Source organism: Streptococcus sp. 2154 (genome assembly GCF_013277255.1).
GTDB classification, from domain to species: domain Bacteria; phylum Bacillota; class Bacilli; order Lactobacillales; family Streptococcaceae; genus Streptococcus; species Streptococcus pseudopneumoniae.
This window is the reverse complement of record NZ_VMMK01000017.1, coordinates 1-16,768: the sequence shown is the minus strand read 5'-3', so window position 1 is coordinate 16,768 and position 16,768 is coordinate 1. Positions and strand designations below refer to the sequence as shown.

The 16,768-nt window shown below is 41.0% G+C and carries 16 protein-coding genes and 3 pseudogenes; 18 read left to right on the top strand and 1 reads right to left on the bottom strand.

Features of this window, described 5'->3' with window-relative positions; genetic code table 11:
* Nucleotides 1-68 precede the first annotated feature (68 nt).
* The 15 genes and pseudogenes from tmk to HT693_RS01265 all read left to right on the top strand — a co-directional run.
* Nucleotides 69-707, top strand: coding sequence for a dTMP kinase (gene tmk, locus HT693_RS01335; protein ID WP_000033362.1), 639 nt, complete (start codon nt 69-71; stop codon nt 705-707).
* The gene (locus HT693_RS01330; protein WP_023936953.1) at nt 704-1,594 is read left to right on the top strand and encodes a DNA polymerase III subunit delta'; all 891 of its coding nucleotides are present in this window, start codon (nt 704-706) and stop codon (nt 1,592-1,594) included. The genes tmk and HT693_RS01330 overlap by 4 nt, the downstream gene beginning before the upstream one ends.
* 39 nt (nt 1,595-1,633) lie before the next feature.
* Nucleotides 1,634-1,951 (top strand): DNA replication initiation control protein YabA, encoded by a 318-nt coding sequence (gene yabA / locus HT693_RS01325; RefSeq protein ID WP_000358228.1) that lies wholly within the window; start codon nt 1,634-1,636, stop codon nt 1,949-1,951.
* Nucleotides 1,952-1,953: 2 nt separating this feature from the next.
* Nucleotides 1,954-2,832, top strand: coding sequence for a 16S rRNA (cytidine(1402)-2'-O)-methyltransferase (gene rsmI, locus HT693_RS01320; RefSeq protein WP_023936951.1), 879 nt, complete (start codon nt 1,954-1,956; stop codon nt 2,830-2,832).
* A gap of 523 nt (nt 2,833-3,355) precedes the next feature.
* Nucleotides 3,356-4,690 carry a methylenetetrahydrofolate--tRNA-(uracil(54)-C(5))-methyltransferase (FADH(2)-oxidizing) TrmFO gene (gene trmFO, locus HT693_RS01315; protein ID WP_000083731.1) on the top strand — a complete coding sequence of 445 codons (1,335 nt, stop codon included), beginning with the start codon at nt 3,356-3,358 and terminating at the stop codon, nt 4,688-4,690.
* Between the two features lie 83 nt (nt 4,691-4,773).
* A complete protein-coding gene (gene pyrH, locus HT693_RS01310; RefSeq protein WP_100104610.1) occupies nt 4,774-5,511 on the top strand; it encodes a UMP kinase in 738 nt (245 codons plus the stop codon).
* An 8-nt stretch (nt 5,512-5,519) separates the two neighbouring features.
* Nucleotides 5,520-6,077, top strand: a complete 558-nt coding sequence (gene frr, locus HT693_RS01305; protein WP_001262225.1) for a ribosome recycling factor — start codon at nt 5,520-5,522, stop codon at nt 6,075-6,077.
* A gap of 59 nt (nt 6,078-6,136) precedes the next feature.
* Nucleotides 6,137-6,991, top strand: a complete 855-nt coding sequence (gene cvfB / locus HT693_RS01300; protein ID WP_138704959.1) for an RNA-binding virulence regulatory protein CvfB — start codon at nt 6,137-6,139, stop codon at nt 6,989-6,991.
* A gap of 8 nt (nt 6,992-6,999) precedes the next feature.
* Nucleotides 7,000-7,215 carry a YozE family protein gene (locus HT693_RS01295; protein ID WP_138704958.1) on the top strand — a complete coding sequence of 72 codons (216 nt, stop codon included), beginning with the start codon at nt 7,000-7,002 and terminating at the stop codon, nt 7,213-7,215.
* Nucleotides 7,216-7,299: 84 nt separating this feature from the next.
* Entirely contained in the window at nt 7,300-8,304 is a 1,005-nt protein-coding gene (locus HT693_RS01290; protein WP_138704957.1) for a PhoH family protein, read from the top strand.
* 212 nt (nt 8,305-8,516) lie between these two features.
* Nucleotides 8,517-9,086, top strand: a complete 570-nt coding sequence (locus HT693_RS01285) for a GNAT family N-acetyltransferase (protein WP_172924687.1) — start codon at nt 8,517-8,519, stop codon at nt 9,084-9,086.
* Nucleotides 9,087-9,152: 66 nt separating this feature from the next.
* Nucleotides 9,153-9,803 carry a helix-hairpin-helix domain-containing protein gene (locus HT693_RS01280; RefSeq protein WP_023941390.1) on the top strand — a complete coding sequence of 217 codons (651 nt, stop codon included), beginning with the start codon at nt 9,153-9,155 and terminating at the stop codon, nt 9,801-9,803.
* Nucleotides 9,787-12,027, top strand: coding sequence for a DNA internalization-related competence protein ComEC/Rec2 (locus tag HT693_RS01275; protein WP_138704956.1), 2,241 nt, complete (start codon nt 9,787-9,789; stop codon nt 12,025-12,027). The genes HT693_RS01280 and HT693_RS01275 overlap by 17 nt, the downstream gene beginning before the upstream one ends.
* 57 nt (nt 12,028-12,084) lie before the next feature.
* Nucleotides 12,085-12,772: pseudogene (locus tag HT693_RS01270) on the top strand (IS5 family transposase); the annotation flags it as partial.
* A gap of 102 nt (nt 12,773-12,874) precedes the next feature.
* Nucleotides 12,875-12,982, top strand: a pseudogene (locus tag HT693_RS01265) (IS5/IS1182 family transposase); the annotation flags it as partial.
* Nucleotides 12,983-12,994: 12 nt separating this feature from the next.
* Here HT693_RS01265 and HT693_RS01260 read toward each other — a convergent pair.
* Nucleotides 12,995-13,715 (bottom strand): annotated as a pseudogene (locus HT693_RS01260) (FAD:protein FMN transferase); the annotation flags it as partial.
* Between the two features lie 295 nt (nt 13,716-14,010).
* Between HT693_RS01260 and HT693_RS01255 the strand changes: the two are divergent.
* From HT693_RS01255 to HT693_RS01245, 3 genes are all read left to right on the top strand, one after another.
* Nucleotides 14,011-15,390, top strand: coding sequence for an FAD-dependent oxidoreductase (locus HT693_RS01255; protein WP_000036801.1), 1,380 nt, complete (start codon nt 14,011-14,013; stop codon nt 15,388-15,390).
* A 677-nt stretch (nt 15,391-16,067) separates the two neighbouring features.
* Nucleotides 16,068-16,421, top strand: coding sequence for an aminotransferase class V-fold PLP-dependent enzyme (locus HT693_RS01250; protein ID WP_000945718.1), 354 nt, complete (start codon nt 16,068-16,070; stop codon nt 16,419-16,421).
* A gap of 36 nt (nt 16,422-16,457) precedes the next feature.
* Nucleotides 16,458-16,768 (top strand): IS630 transposase-related protein (locus HT693_RS01245; protein WP_172924685.1); only part of this gene is annotated, 311 nt, incomplete at its 3' end.

Below are 16,768 nucleotides of genomic sequence, written 5' to 3'. Positions count from 1 at the left end.
CAAAAAGATTGTCACAAACCCCTATTTTTTTGATAGAATAGAAGTAGTAAAAAAGAAATGAGTTAGACATGTCAAAAGGATTTTTAGTCTCTCTTGAGGGACCAGAGGGAGCAGGCAAGACCAGTGTTTTAGAGGCTCTGCTACCAATTTTAGAGGAAAAAGGAGTAGAGGTGTTGACGACCCGTGAACCTGGCGGAGTCTTGATTGGGGAGAAGATTCGGGAAGTGATTTTGGATCCAAGTCATACTCAGATGGATGCTAAAACAGAGCTACTTCTCTATATTGCCAGTCGCAGACAGCATTTGGTGGAAAAAGTTCTTCCAGCCCTTGAAGCTGGCAAGTTGGTCATCATGGATCGTTTTATCGATAGTTCTGTTGCCTATCAGGGATTTGGTCGTGGCTTAGATATTGAAGCCATTGACTGGCTCAATCAGTTTGCGACAGATGGCCTCAAACCCGATTTGACACTCTATTTTGACATCGAGGTGGAAGAAGGGCTGGCTCGTATTGCTGCTAATAGTGACCGCGAGGTTAATCGTTTGGATTTGGAAGGGTTGGACTTGCATAAAAAAGTTCGTCAAGGCTACCTTTCTCTTCTGGATAAAGAGGGAAATCGCATTGTCAAGATTGATGCTAGTCTCCCTTTGGAGCAAGTTGTGGAAACTACCAAGGCTGTCTTGTTTGACGGAATGGGCTTGGCCAAATGAAACAAGAACAATTAAAGGCTTGGCAACCAGCCCAGTTTGACCGATTTGTCCGTATCTTAGAACAAGACCAGCTCAATCACGCCTATCTCTTTTCAGGTTTCTTTGGAAGCCTGGAAATGGCGCAGTTTTTGGCCAAGAGTCTATTTTGTACGGATAAGGTAGATGTTTTACCATGTGAAAACTGCCGAAATTGTAAGCTGATTGAACAGGGAGAATTTCCCGATGTAACCTTGATTAAGCCAGTCAATCAGGTCATCAAGACAGAACGCATTCGGGAATTGGTGGGACAGTTTTCTCAAGCAGGGATTGAAAGCCAGCAACAGGTCTTTATCATCGAGCAAGCGGATAAAATGCATCCCAACGCAGCCAATTCTCTGCTTAAGGTCATCGAAGAACCCCAGAGTGAAGTTTATATTTTCTTCTTGACTAGCGATGAGGAAAAGATGTTACCGACAATCCGAAGTCGGACCCAGATTTTCCACTTTAAAAAGCAAGAAGAACAACTCATCTTGCTCTTAGAACAAATGGGACTTGTTAAGAAAAAAGCGACTCTTTTAGCTCAGTTTAGTCAATCGCGAGCTGAAGCAGAAAAGTTGGCTAATCAGGCAAGTTTTTGGACCTTGGTCGATGAAAGTGAACGCCTGCTGACTTGGTTAGTAGCTAAGAAAAAAGAAAGTTATCTACAGGTTGCCAAATTAGCGAACTTGGCAGATGATAAGGAAAAACAAGATCAGGTTTTACGGGTTCTTGAAGTTCTCTGTGGGCAGGATCTCTTGCAGGTAAGAGTAAGGGTGATTCTACAAGATTTGCTAGAAGCTAGAAAAATGTGGCAAGCTAATGTCAGCTTTCAAAATGCCATGGAATATCTGGTCTTGAAAGAAATATAAACTCAAAAATGAACGATAAAGAAAGGAAAGGCCTGGCTTATGGACAAAAAAGAATTATTTGACGCGCTGGATGATTTTTCCCAACAGTTATTGGTAACCTTGGCCGATGTGGAAGCTATCAAGAAAAATCTCAAGAGCCTAGTAGAGGAAAATACAGCTCTTCGTTTGGAAAATTCTAAGTTGCGCGAACGTTTGGGTGAGGTGGAAGCAGACGCTCCCGTCAAGGCCAAGCATGTTCGCGAAAGTGTTCGTCGCATTTACCGTGATGGATTTCACGTATGTAATGATTTTTATGGACAACGTCGAGAACAGGACGAGGAATGTATGTTCTGTGACGAGTTGTTATACAGGGAGTAAGCATGCAGATTCAAAAAAGTTTTAAGGGGCAGTTTCCCTATGGCAAGCTGTATCTAGTGGCAACGCCGATTGGCAATCTAGATGATATGACCTTTCGCGCTATCCAGACCTTGAAAGAAGTGGACTGGATTGCTGCTGAGGATACGCGCAATACAGGTCTTTTGCTCAAGCATTTTGACATTTCCACCAAGCAGATCAGTTTTCATGAGCACAATGCCAAGGAAAAAATTCCTGATTTGATTGGTTTCTTGAAAGCAGGGCAAAGTATTGCTCAGGTCTCTGATGCCGGTTTGCCTAGCATTTCAGACCCTGGTCATGATTTGGTTAAGGCAGCTATTGAGGAAGAAATTGCAGTTGTGACTGTTCCAGGTGCCTCTGCAGGAATTTCTGCCTTGATTGCCAGTGGTCTAGCGCCACAACCACATATCTTTTACGGCTTTTTACCGAGAAAATCAGGCCAGCAAAAGCAATTTTTCGACTCGAAAAAAGATTATCCTGAAACTCAGATTTTCTATGAATCGCCTCATCGTGTAGCAGATACGTTGGAAAATATGTTAGAAGTCTACGGTAACCGCTCGGTTGTCTTGGTCAGGGAATTGACTAAAATCTATGAAGAATACCAACGCGGTACCATTTCTGAGTTATTGGAAAGCATTGCTGAAACGCCACTTAAAGGAGAATGCCTTCTCATTGTTGAAGGTGCCAGTCAGGATGTGGAGGAAAAAGACGAGGAGGACTTGTTCTTAGAAATCCAAGCCCGTATCCAGCAAGGCATGAAGAAAAATCAAGCTATCAAGGAAGTCGCTAAGATTTACCAGTGGAATAAAAGCCAGCTCTACGCTGCCTACCATGATTGGGAAGAAAATCAAGAAAATGACTAATACTCTTCGAAAATCTCTTCAAACCGTGTCAACGTCGCCTTGTCGTAGGTGTGGTTACTGACTTCGTCAGTTCTATCCACAACCTCAAAACAGTGTTTTGAGCTGGACTTCGTCAGTTCTATCTACAACTTCAAAGCAGTGCTTTGAGCAACCTGCGGCTAGTTTGCTCTTTGATTTTCATTTAGTATAAACAGGGAAGTTTGCCTTCTTCCCTTTTTTTGTTATACTAGTAGAAGAAAAAAATAGAAAGATTTGTGGGAGTGAAAAAGTCCGGGGGACTTTTTCAGCTTGAGCCAAGAAATTCGAGAGCGAGGAAAGTCCGGGGGACTTTTTCAGCTTGAGCCAAGAAATTCGAGAGCGAGGAAAGTCTGGGGGACTTTTTCAGCCTGAGCCAAGAAATTCGAGAGCGAAGTAAGTCCAATGGACTTTTTCAGCCTGAGCCAAGAAACTCGAAAGCTCGTAAGTCTGATTGGCTTTTTCAATGTGAATCTTAACTTCACACTCCCAAAGAGGTATTAGTGTCGTGTCTCAATCTTATATCAATGTTATCGGTGCTGGTTTGGCAGGTTCTGAAGCAGCTTACCAAATCGCAGAGCGTGGTATTCCAGTTAAACTTTATGAAATGCGTGGTGTCAAGTCGACTCCTCAGCACAAAACAGACAATTTTGCTGAGTTGGTTTGTTCCAATTCTTTGCGTGGGGATGCTTTGACAAATGCAGTTGGTCTTCTCAAGGAAGAAATGCGTCGCTTGGGTTCTGTTATCTTGGAATCTGCTGAGGCTACACGTGTTCCTGCCGGTGGAGCCCTTGCGGTGGATCGTGATGGTTTCTCTCAAATGGTGACCGAAAAAGTGGTCAACCACCCCTTGATTGAAGTGGTGCGTGATGAAATTACAGAATTGCCAACAGATGTTATTACAGTTGTGGCGACTGGTCCCTTGACTAGCGATGCCCTGGCTGAAAAGATTCATGCCCTTAATAATGGCGATGGCTTCTATTTCTACGATGCAGCAGCGCCTATTATCGATGTCAACACTATCGATATGAGTAAGGTCTATCTCAAATCTCGTTATGATAAGGGAGAAGCAGCCTATCTCAATGCTCCAATGACCAAGCAAGAGTTTATGGATTTCCATGAAGCCTTGGTCAATGCGGAAGAAGCACCGCTCAATTCTTTTGAAAAAGAAAAGTACTTTGAAGGATGTATGCCAATCGAAGTCATGGCCAAACGAGGCATTAAAACTATGCTTTATGGTCCTATGAAACCAGTCGGTCTTGAGTATCCAGACGACTACACAGGTCCTCGTGATGGAGAATTTAAAACCCCTTATGCGGTGGTTCAACTTCGTCAGGACAATGCAGCTGGTAGCCTCTATAATATCGTCGGTTTCCAAACCCACCTTAAATGGGGAGAGCAAAAGCGCGTTTTCCAAATGATTCCAGGTCTTGAAAATGCGGAGTTTGTTCGTTATGGGGTCATGCACCGCAATTCTTACATGGATTCACCAAATCTTCTGGAGCAGACCTACCGTTCTAAGAAACAACCAAATCTCTTCTTTGCTGGTCAGATGACGGGTGTGGAAGGCTATGTTGAGTCGGCGGCTTCGGGCTTAGTTGCGGGAATTAACGCAGCTCGTCTCTTCAAGGAAGAAAGCGAGGTTATTTTCCCCGAGACGACAGCGATTGGAAGCTTAGCTCATTACATTACCCATGCCGACAGCAAACATTTCCAACCAATGAATGTCAATTTTGGGATCATCAAGGAGTTGGAAGGCGAGCGTATCCGTGATAAGAAGGCTCGTTATGAAAAAATTGCAGAGCGTGCCCTTGCCGACTTAGAGGAATTTTTGACTGTCTAATTTTTTTGAAAGAATTGCTCATGATACTATAAAAATCTTAGAAATTGTGATAGAATAGGTAGGATAAAAGAAGGAGAGTGAAAATGGCGAATCCCAAGTATAAACGTATTTTAATCAAGTTATCAGGTGAAGCCCTTGCCGGTGAACGTGGCGTAGGGATTGATATCCAAACAGTTCAAACAATCGCAAAAGAGATTGAAGAAGTTCATAGCTTAGGTATCGAAATTGCCCTTGTTATTGGTGGAGGAAATCTCTGGCGTGGTGAACCTGCTGCAGAAGCAGGAATGGACCGCGTTCAGGCAGATTACACAGGAATGCTTGGGACTGTTATGAATGCTCTTGTGATGGCAGATTCATTGCAACAAGTTGGGGTTGATACGCGTGTGCAAACAGCCATTGCAATGCAACAAGTGGCAGAGCCTTACGTACGTGGACGTGCCCTTCGTCACCTTGAAAAAGGCCGTATCGTTATCTTTGGTGCCGGAATTGGTTCACCATACTTCTCAACAGATACAACAGCGTCCCTTCGTGCAGCTGAAATCGAAGCAGATGCCATTCTTATGGCTAAAAATGGTGTAGATGGTGTGTACAATGCCGATCCTAAGAAAGACAAGACAGCTGTTAAGTTTGAAGAATTGACCCACCGTGACGTTATCAATAAAGGTCTCCGTATCATGGACTCAACAGCTTCAACCCTCTCAATGGATAACGACATTGACTTGGTTGTCTTCAACATGAACCAACCAGGCAACATCAAACGTGTCGTATTTGGTGAAAATATCGGAACAACAGTTTCAAATAATATCGAAGAAAAGGAATAAGAAAGATTATGGCTAACGCAATTATTGAAAAAGCTAAAGAGAGAATGACCCAGTCTCACCAATCACTTGCTCGTGAATTTGGTGGTATCCGTGCTGGACGTGCCAATGCAAGCTTGCTTGACCGTGTACATGTAGAATACTATGGAGTCGAAACTCCTCTTAACCAAATTGCTTCAATTACGATTCCAGAAGCGCGTGTTTTGTTGGTAACCCCATTTGACAAGTCTTCATTGAAAGACATCGAACGTGCCTTGAACGCTTCTGATCTTGGTATCACACCAGCTAACGACGGTTCTGTTATTCGTTTGGTTATCCCTGCACTTACAGAAGAAACTCGTCGTGACCTTGCTAAAGAAGTGAAGAAGGTCGGTGAGAATGCTAAAGTGGCTGTCCGTAATATCCGTCGTGACGCTATGGATGAAGCTAAGAAACAAGAAAAAGCAAAAGAAATCACTGAAGACGAATTGAAGACTCTTGAAAAAGACATTCAAAAAGTAACAGATGATGCTGTTAAACACATCGACGACATGACTGCCAACAAAGAGAAAGAACTCTTGGAAGTCTAAAAATAAACAGAAAAACTCAGTTGGCATTGCTGGCTGAGTTTTGTTCGAAAGAAGGAAATATGAATACAAATCTTGCAAGTTTTATCGTTGGACTCATCATCGATGAAAACGACCGTTTTTACTTTGTGCAAAAGGATGGCCAGACCTATGCTCTTACCAAGGAAGAAGGTCAACATACAGTAGGGGATACGGTTAAAGGTTTTGCCTACACGGATATGAAGCAAAAGCTCCGCTTGACCACTTTAGAAGTAACTGCCACTCAGGATCAATTTGGTTGGGGACGTGTCACAGAGGTGCGCAAGGACTTGGGTGTCTTTGTGGATACAGGTCTTCCTGACAAGGAAATCGTTGTGTCACTCGATATTCTCCCTGAGCTCAAGGAACTCTGGCCTAAGAAGGACGACCAACTCTACATCCGTCTTGAAGTGGACAAGAAAGACCGTATCTGGGGACTCTTGGCTTATCAAGAAGACTTCCAACGTCTGGCTCGTCCTGCCTACAACAATATGCAGAACCAAAACTGGCCAGCCATTGTTTACCGTCTCAAACTGTCAGGAACTTTTGTTTACCTGCCAGAAAATAACATGCTTGGCTTTATCCATCCTAGCGAACGCTATACAGAGCCACGTTTGGGTCAAGTCTTAGATGCGCGTGTCATTGGTTTCCGTGAAGTGGACCGCACTCTGAACCTTTCCCTTAAACCACGTTCTTTTGAGATGTTGGAAAATGATGCCCAGATGATTTTGACTTATTTGGAAAGCAATGGCGGTTTTATGACCTTAAATGATAAGTCATCTCCAGACGACATCAAGGCAACCTTTGGTATTTCTAAAGGTCAGTTCAAGAAAGCACTCGGTGGTTTAATGAAGGCTGGTAAAATCAAGCAAGACCAGTTTGGGACAGAGTTGATTTAGGGTGGCATATGAGAAAATCATTTTACACTTGGCTCATGACCGAGCGCAATCCTAAAAGCAACAGTCCCAAGGCTATATTGGCAGACCTCGCTTTTGAAGAGTCAGCTTTTCCAAAATACACAGACGATTTTGATGAGGTCAGTCGCTTTTTGGAAGAACATGCCAGTTTCTCTTTTAACCTAGGAGACTTTGACGCCATCTGGCAAGAATACTTAGAACACTAGCATGATTCACTAGGTTTGGGCTAGTAATTTCTCCGCCCCTTTGCTATAATAAAAAGAAATAAAAGGATTAGAGAGGTTCTTTATTTGAAGGAACATTCAATAGACATTCAACTGAGTCATCCAGATGACCTGTTTCATCTTTTTGGTTCCAATGAACGCCATCTTCGTTTGATGGAAGAAGAGCTTGATGTGGTGATTCATGCTCGTACGGAGATTGTCCAGGTTTTGGGAGAGGAGACTGCTTGTGAGGAAGCCCGTCAGGTTATTCAGGCTTTGATGGTCTTGGTAAATCGTGGAATGACAGTCGGCACACCAGATGTGGTCACTGCGATTAGCATGGTCAAAAATGATGAAATCGACAAGTTTGTCGCCCTTTACGAAGAAGAAATCATCAAGGACAATACTGGGAAACCTATCCGTGTCAAAACACTGGGTCAAAAACTTTATGTGGACAGTGTTAAACAGCATGATGTGACCTTTGGAATTGGGCCAGCAGGTACAGGGAAGACCTTCCTTGCAGTGACCTTGGCAGTGACAGCTCTTAAACGTGGGCAAGTCAAGCGGATTATCCTGACACGTCCAGCGGTGGAAGCTGGCGAGAGTCTAGGTTTTCTTCCGGGTGATCTCAAGGAGAAGGTGGATCCTTACCTTCGCCCTGTTTATGATGCCTTGTATCAGATTTTGGGGAAAGACCAAACGACTCGTCTCATGGAGCGTGAAATTATCGAGATTGCGCCCCTTGCCTATATGCGTGGACGTACCTTGGATGATGCCTTTGTCATTCTCGATGAGGCGCAAAATACGACTATCATGCAGATGAAGATGTTTTTGACGCGTTTAGGCTTTAATTCTAAGATGATTGTCAATGGAGATATCAGTCAGATTGACCTTCCGCGTAATGTCAAGTCCGGTTTGATTGATGCCCAGGAAAAGCTCAAGAATATTCACCAAATTGACTTTGTTCATTTTTCAGCCAAGGATGTGGTTCGCCATCCAGTTGTTGCTCAGATTATCCGAGCTTATGAACCAGAACCGGTTAAAAAAGAAGAGAGTGAAGAATTAGATCCTCAACCTCTATATGAAGGATAGTTCTTTTGTACTTAAAGTTATCTCAATACTAAATCTATAGTAGATTGAAGCTAGAATAGTACGTTGTGACTGCTAAAACATTTTTAGAAATTAATTTGACTTTCCTGATTGATTTGTTTATATCTTATTTCAATCTACTATAAGTTTGCTTTTTAAATGTTTTATTCAATATCCTTATATTAGATTAGAAAGGTTTCAAGTGGAAGAAACGTATGGAATCAATCTTTTTAAAACTAGCTCAGTATCCCATAGTCGAGACAGAGCGTTTGTTGCTTAGACCTGTAACTTTGAATGATGCGGAAGCAATGTTTGACTATGCCTCGGACAAGGATAATACACGTTACACTTTTTCAACCAATCAAAATGTAGAAGAAACCAAGAATAATATTGCTCAGTTCTACTTGGCTAATCCCTTGGGACGCTGGGGGATTGAATTAAAAGATAACGGCAAGTTTATCGGAACCATTGACTTGCACAAGATTGATCCTGTTCTTAAGAAGGCAGCTATTGGCTACATTATCAATAAAAAGTATTGGAATCAAGGATTGATGACAGAAGCCAATCGTGCCGTAATTGAGCTAGCTTTTGAGAAGATAGGAATGAATAAGTTAGTTGCTTTACACGATAAGGCTAATCCCGCGTCAGGAAAGGTCATGGAGAAATCAGGCATGCGTTTTTCCCACGAAGAAGCTTATGCTTGTATGGACCAGCATGAAGAAGGCCGAATCGTGACAAGAGTTCATTATGCCTTGACCAAGGAAGACTATTTTGCAAATAAATAAGCAGTTGATAAGAAATTTTCGACTGTTTTTTCTTCCTCTTACGAATAATCTAAGAGAGGAGAAAATATGGAAGCAATTATCGAGAAAATCAAAGAGTATAAAATCATTGTCATCTGTACTGGTCTGGGCCTGCTTGTAGGCGGATTTTTCCTGCTAAAACCAGCTCCACAAACACCTGTAAAAGAAAGGAATTTACAGGCAGAAGTTGTAGCTGTTTCCAAGGATTCATCGACCGAAAAGGAAGTGAAAAAGGAAGAAAAGGAAGAACCTGTTGAAAAAGATTTAATCACAGTAGATGTAAAAGGAGCTGTTAAAGCACCAGGAATTTATGATTTGCCTGTAGGTAGTAGAGTCAATGACGCTGTTCAGAAGGCTGGTGGCTTGACAGAGCAAGCAGACAGCAAGTCGCTTAATCTAGCTCAGAAAATTAGTGATGAGGCTCTGGTTTATGTTCCAACTAAGGGAGAAGAATCAGCTAGTCAGCAGGCAGGTTCTGGGACGGCTTCTTCAACAAGCAAGGAAAAGAAGGTCAATATTAACAAGGCCAGTCTGGAAGAGCTTAAACAGGTCAAGGGACTGGGAGGAAAACGAGCTCAGGACATTATCGACCATCGTGAGTCAAATGGGGAATTCAAGTCAGTAGACGAGCTCAAAAAGGTCTCTGGCATTGGTGCCAAGACTATAGAAAAGTTAAAAGACTATGTTACAGTGGATTAAGAATTTCTCTATTCCCCTAATTTACCTGAGTTTTCTATTGCTCTGGCTTTACTACGCCATTTTTTCTTCATCCTATCTTGCTTTGTTGTGCTTTGTTTTTCTGCTAGTCTGTCTCTTTATCCAATTTCCGTTGAAGTCTGTTGGAAAAGTTCTAGTAATTTGCGGAATCTTTGGATTTTGGTTTCTGTTTCAAAATTGGCAACAGAGTCAAGCGAGTCAACATTTGGCGCATTATGTTGAAAGGGTACGGATTTTGCCTGATACTATTAAGGTTAATGGTGATAGCTTATCCTTTCGTGGCAAGTCTGATGGACGTATTTTTCAAGTTTATTATAAACTCCAGTCCGAGGAGGAGAAAGAAGCCTTTCAAGCCTTGACAGACCTTTATGATATAGAACTAGAAGGGAAGCTTTCGGAGCCAGAAGGGCAGAGAAATTTTGGTGGCTTTGACTATCAAGCCTATCTGAAGACTCAGGGGATTTACCAGACTCTCAATATCAAAAGAATCCAGTCGCTTCAAAAAGTCGGCAGTTGGGATATAGGTGAAAACCTGTCCAGTTTACGCCGTAAGGCTGTAGTTTGGATTAAGACGCATTTTCCAGACCCTATGCGCAATTACATGACAGGTCTCTTGTTAGGGCATCTGGACACAGATTTTGAGGAGATGAATGAGCTTTATTCCAGTCTAGGAATTATCCACCTCTTTGCCTTGTCGGGTATGCAGGTAGGCTTTTTCATGGATGGATTTAAGAAACTTCTCTTTCGATTGGGCTTGACCCAAGAAAAGTTGAAATGGCTGATTTATCCCTTTTCCCTTATCTACGCAGGGCTGACAGGATTTTCAGCCTCGGTCATTCGCAGTCTCCTGCAAAAGTTACTGGCTCAACATGGTGTTAAGGGCTTGGATAATTTTGCCTTAACGGTGCTCATTCTCTTTATTGTCATGCCCAACCTTTTCTTGACAGCAGGAGGAGTCTTGTCCTGCGCTTATGCTTTTATCCTGACCATGACCGGCAAAGAAGAGGATAGACTCAAGGCTGTTGCCAGAGAAAGTCTAGTCATTTCCTTGGGAATATTACCCATTTTATCCTTCTATTTTGCAGAATTTCAACCTTGGTCCATCCTTTTGACCTTCGTCTTTTCCTTTCTATTTGACTTGGTCTTTTTACCGCTCTTGTCCATCTTATTTGCCCTTTCCTTTCTCTATCCAGTCATTCAGCTGAATTTTATTTTTGAATGGTTGGAGGGGATGATTCGCTTGGTATCACAGGTGGCAAGTAGACCTCTGGTCTTTGGACAACCCAATGCATGGCTGTTGATACTACTATTAATTTCCTTGGCTTTGGTCTATGATTTGAGGAAAAACATTAAAAGGCTAACGGTATTGAGCTTATTGGTTACAGGTCTCTTTTTCCTTACCAAGCATCCACTGGAAAATGAAATCACTATGATGGATGTTGGGCAAGGCGAAAGTCTTTTCCTACGGGATGTAACTGGTAAAACCATTCTCATAGATGTAGGTGGCAAGGCAGAATCTGATAACAAAATCGAAAAATGGCAAGAAAAGACGACGACCAGCAATTCACAGAGAAACTTGATACCCTATCTTAAAAGTCGAGGAGTGGCCAAGATTGACCAGCTGATTTTGACAAATACAGACAAGGAACATGTTGGAGATTTGTTGGAGGTGACCAAGGCTTTCCATGTAGGCGAAATTTTAGTGTCCAAAGGTAGTTTGAAACAGAAGGAAATTGTTGCAGAACTACAGGCAACTCAAACCAAGGTACGCAGTGTGACAACAGGAGAGAACTTGGCAATTTTTGGAAGTCAGTTAGAAATCCTATCTCCAAGGAAAATGGGAGGTGGAGGTTATGATGATTCCCTAGTTCTGTATGGGAAACTTTTGGATAAGTACTTTCTCTTCACAGGAAATTTGGAGGAGAAAGGAGAGAAGGACTTGCTGAAGCAATATCCTGACCTAGAGGTGGATGTTTTGAAAGCTAGCCAACATGGCTCTAAAAAATCATCAAGTTCATCCTTTCTAGAACAGCTCAAACCAGAGATCACTCTCATCTCAGTTGGAAAGAACAATCGAACGAAACTCCCCCATCAGGAAACTTTGACCCGACTGGAAGGTATCAATAGCAAAGTTTACCGAACTGACCAACAAGGAGCTATACGGTTTAAAGGTTGGAAAAGTTGGGAAATAGAAAGTGTTCGATAGGAAAGATAAATATTATTATTAGACTTCCTGCGAAACAAAATATGGTATAATAGTTCTATGAATGATGAAGCAAGTAAACAACTAACTGATGCACAATTTAATCGTCTTGTTGGTGTTCAGCGCACGACTTTTGAAGAGATGTTAGCTGTATTAAAAATTAAACACGCAAAAGATGGATAAAAACCTAAATTAAGCCTAGAAGACCTTCTTATGGCCACTCTTCAATATGTGCGAGAATATCGAACTTATGAACAAATTGCGGCTGATTTTGGTATCCACGAAAGCAACTTAATCCGTCGGAGCCAATGGGTTGAAGTAACTCTTGTTCAAAGTGGTGTTACGATTTCAAGAACTCCTCTCAGTTCTGAGGACACGGTAATGATTGATGCGACGGAAGTAAAAATCAATCGCCCTAAAAAAACAATTAGCGAATGATTCTGGTAAAAAGAAATTTCACGCTATGAAGGCTCAAGCGATTGTCACAAGTCAAGGGAGAATTGTTTCTTTGGAGATCGCTGTGAACTATTGTCATGATATGAAGTTGTTCAAAATGAGTCGCAGAGATATCGGACAAGCTGGTAAAATCTTGGCTGACAGTGCTTATCAAGGAATCATGAAGATATATCCTCAAGCACAAACTCCACGTAAATCTAGCAAACTCAAGCCGCTAACAGCTGAAGATAAAGCCTGTAACCATGCGCTATCTAAGGAGAGAATCAAGGTTGAGAGTATTTTTGACAAAGTATAGTAGATTGAAACTAGAATAGTACACCTCTACTTCTAAAACATTGTTAGAAATCGATTTGACTATCTTGATTGATTTGTCCTGTTCTTATTTCATTTCACTATGAAAACGTTTACAATATTTTCAACAACCTATCGAAATCATCGTAAACGCTTCGGATTACGAATGAATTTGATTGTTGGTATTATCAATCATGAACTAGGATTCTAGTTTTGCAGGAAGTCTATTGTCAAAAATGTGATGGTAATCTTGTCCATCGACTGTCAGGTGACGTTCATAAATGCCTGAAGTCACGACAGATTGATTGACAACGGGAATGGCCATTAAGTGATTTCCCCTCGGATTGGCTGAATCTTGAATCTCGATTTGCCAAGGGTTATCCCCTCTTGCCTGATTTTTTCCAATGGTCAGGATACTCCCTCCCAGATTGATCAAGGCAGAAGTCATACCCTCTTTTCTAAGAAATTGGGCACCCTTTATCTGCACTATAACCCTTGACTAAACAACCTAAATCGATTTTCATTCCTTTCTGCTTTAAGAATACAATGGAAGTAGAAGAATCTAACTCGATATCATGAGGATTGATTAGAGACAGCACCGCTTCAATTTCTTGAGGTTGTGCAGCTTTGGCATCTGAAAAACCAATGCGCCAGGTTTGAATTAGGGGATCAATACTGATGTTGAGCTGGCTATAGAGTGCTAGGCTATGCTCTAAACCAAGTGAAATCAGTTCAAACAGGTCTGGATGAACAGTGACGGGGGCTATTCCTGCTTGATAATTGATTTCCATCAACTCAGATTCTTGACTATTGGCATTGAAATGGTATTCAAGCTTTTTGAGCAAATCAAAGGATTTTTAGAGTAAGATATCTGCTCACTCATTAACTAATGAAATAGTGATAGTGGTTCCCGTTAGGAGTTCAGAATGTGAACGAAGAGGCAAGCTAGCAACTTTTTTCTTTTGTAGAAAATAAGTTGCAATATCAAATAATTATATAAATGGAAGACCTTGTATTTTATTTTCATGTTATTATAATACCATAAAGCTAGAATTTTCATAAATTAAATTTGGAAAAAGTCAAGAAATATGCTTAAAAAAATTCATTAGGCTTGAAATTAGGATAAATGGAGAATTGTTTTTGATAAAAAATGATAAAGTAATAGCAAACCTCTGGTAAACGCTGACAATAAATGGTATACTAGTAAGGTAAATTTAGAATGAAAGTAGGAAATTTTTTATGAGTAAAATTGTTGTAGTCGGTGCTAACCATGCTGGTACAGCATGTATTAATACTATGTTGGATAATTTTGGAAATGAGAACGAAATTGTTGTATTTGACCAAAACTCTAGCATCTCTTTCCTAGGATGTGGAATGGCTCTTTGGATTGGTAATCAAATTGACGGTGCTGAAGGCTTGTTCTATTCTGATAAAGAAAAATTGGAAGCTAAAGGTGCTAAGGTTTACATGAACTCACCTGTTCTTTCAATCGACTATGATAACAAAGTAGTCACAGCCGAAGTTGAAGGAAAAGAGCACAAAGAATCATACGAGAAATTGATTTTCGCTACAGGTTCTACACCAATCTTGCCACCAATAGAAGGTGTTGAAATTCTTAAAGGAAACCGCGAATTTAAAGCAACTCTTGAAAACGTACAATTCGTGAAATTGTACCAAAACGCTGAAGAAGTGATCAATAAACTTGCTGACAAGAGCCAACACCTTGACCGTATCGCCGTTGTTGGTGGTGGTTACATTGGTGTTGAACTTGCTGAAGCCTTTGAGCGTCTTGGAAAAGAAGTTGTCCTTGTCGATATCGTTGATACTGTCTTGAACGGTTACTATGACAAAGACTTTACACAAATGATGGCGAAGAACTTGGAAGACCACAACATCCGCTTGGCTCTTGGTCAAACTGTTAAAGCAATCGAAGGTGACGGTAAAGTTGAACGCTTGATTACCGATAAAGAAACTTTTGATGTGGATATGGTTGTTCTTGCGGTTGGTTTCCGTCCTAACACAGCTCTTGCTGACGGTAAGATTGAACTCTTCCGAAATGGTGCTTTCCTTGTAGATAAGAAACAAGAAACTTCAATTCCAGGTGTATTTGCAGTTGGTGACTGTGCGACTGTCTATGATAATGCTCGTAAAGACACAAGCTACATCGCCCTTGCTTCAAACGCAGTTCGTACTGGTATCGTTGGTGCCTACAATGCTTGTGGACATGAATTGGAAGGAATCGGTGTTCAAGGTTCAAACGGTATCTCAATCTATGGTCTTCACATGGTTTCAACTGGTTTGACTCTTGAAAAAGCAAAAGCTGCAGGTTACAATGCGACTGAGACAGGATTTAACGATCTTCAAAAACCAGAATTCATGAAACACGATAACCATGAAGTAGCGATTAAGATTGTCTTTGACAAAGATAGCCGTGAAATTCTTGGTGCCCAAATGGTTTCACACGATATTTCAATCAGCATGGGAATTCACATGTTCTCACTTGCTATCCAAGAGCATGTAACAATTGATAAATTGGCATTGACAGACCTCTTCTTCTTGCCACACTTCAACAAACCATACAACTACATCACAATGGCTGCCCTTACAGCTGAAAAATAAAAATGATGAACTATCTGGTCTTAAGTCAAGGTCGGATAGTTTTTTAGGTACGACGGGTCATGGCCTACATCTGAGGAACAAGTCCTCTGTGGGCACTAGCTACCGATGAACCCAACAGCGCCCCTCAATCCTGACTATCGTGAGGTAGCGGACGAAGACGGTCTGGAGATAGACCCTGACGTTAGAGTAAAAAACGTTAGAGGAAAGAATAGCGAAATCCTGGTTCTAGGAACAGAGAGGTGCTAGGAAAGCCTATCTAGCAGATGAGATAGCCAAGAACTCTAAAGTTTATATAGGTAGTCGTAACTTATATCTGTAAGTCATGAAAGTAATTGAATTCGGACTAAGGTTTGTGTGAAAAAGATAAATCTTCCTAGAGTCCAAAGACTCTGCGTCCGATTTCCTATTTTCACTGTAACCTTTTAACGTCCTCTGTTATAAAGGAAGAAAGATCTGGGACTGATTCCGTGAGGTTTCATGAGCGCCTAAAGCATAGTAACAAGGAATCATGAGAAGTCAGCAGAAGCCATAGTAGTGATGAAGTTTCTGTAGTAGTATTAAATGGTTCAGTTGTATTTCCCAAAAAGATGTGCCAATACAATGTATTACATAAATCGAATTTTAAATCTTAGGAAGTAGAAATTTTTAATGGTAGTAGATTTTCAAAGTGGTGAAATATGTTGAGGAATTTATTTTCTTTTCAAACATCAGATATTATTTATTTTGATAATGCAGCTACAGTTCCCAAGCCAAAAGCTGTTGTTAATAAATTAACAGAAGTTTATTCAGGAATTCCAATAAACATTAAGAGACATAATTCAAAAAATGATTTAATTTTTTCTAATGAATATGAGGCTGTTAAGAAAAAAATTAAAAATTTTCTAAGTGCCAGTAACTGCAATGTGCTTTTCACTAAAAGTGCTACGGAGGCTTATAACTTACTTAGTAGGTCTATAAAATATAATAAAGGTAAATTAGGCGTGTCTGTATTAGAACACCATTCTAATTATTTACCTTGGAAAATGTTATAGTTGCTTAGTTTCAAACAAGCATGCTATAATAAAGCTATGGCATATAGTACAGATTTTAAACAGCGAGCATTAGATTACATCAAAGAGGGGCACAGCCATGTCGAGGCAGCCAAGGTTTTTGATGTCGGCGTCAGAACTCTCTTCACATGGAAAAAGAACTTACGTGAACAAGGACACTTAGAGATGAAAAAGCGAGTCGTCAAAAACCGAAAGATTCCTTTAGAGGAATTGAAATCCTTTGTAGAGGCTCATCCAGATGCTTTTTTACGGGAAATTGCGGCACATTTTGATTGTGCTATCCCTTCAGTATGGGCAGCTTTAAAGCAGATGAAGGTCATTTCAAAAAA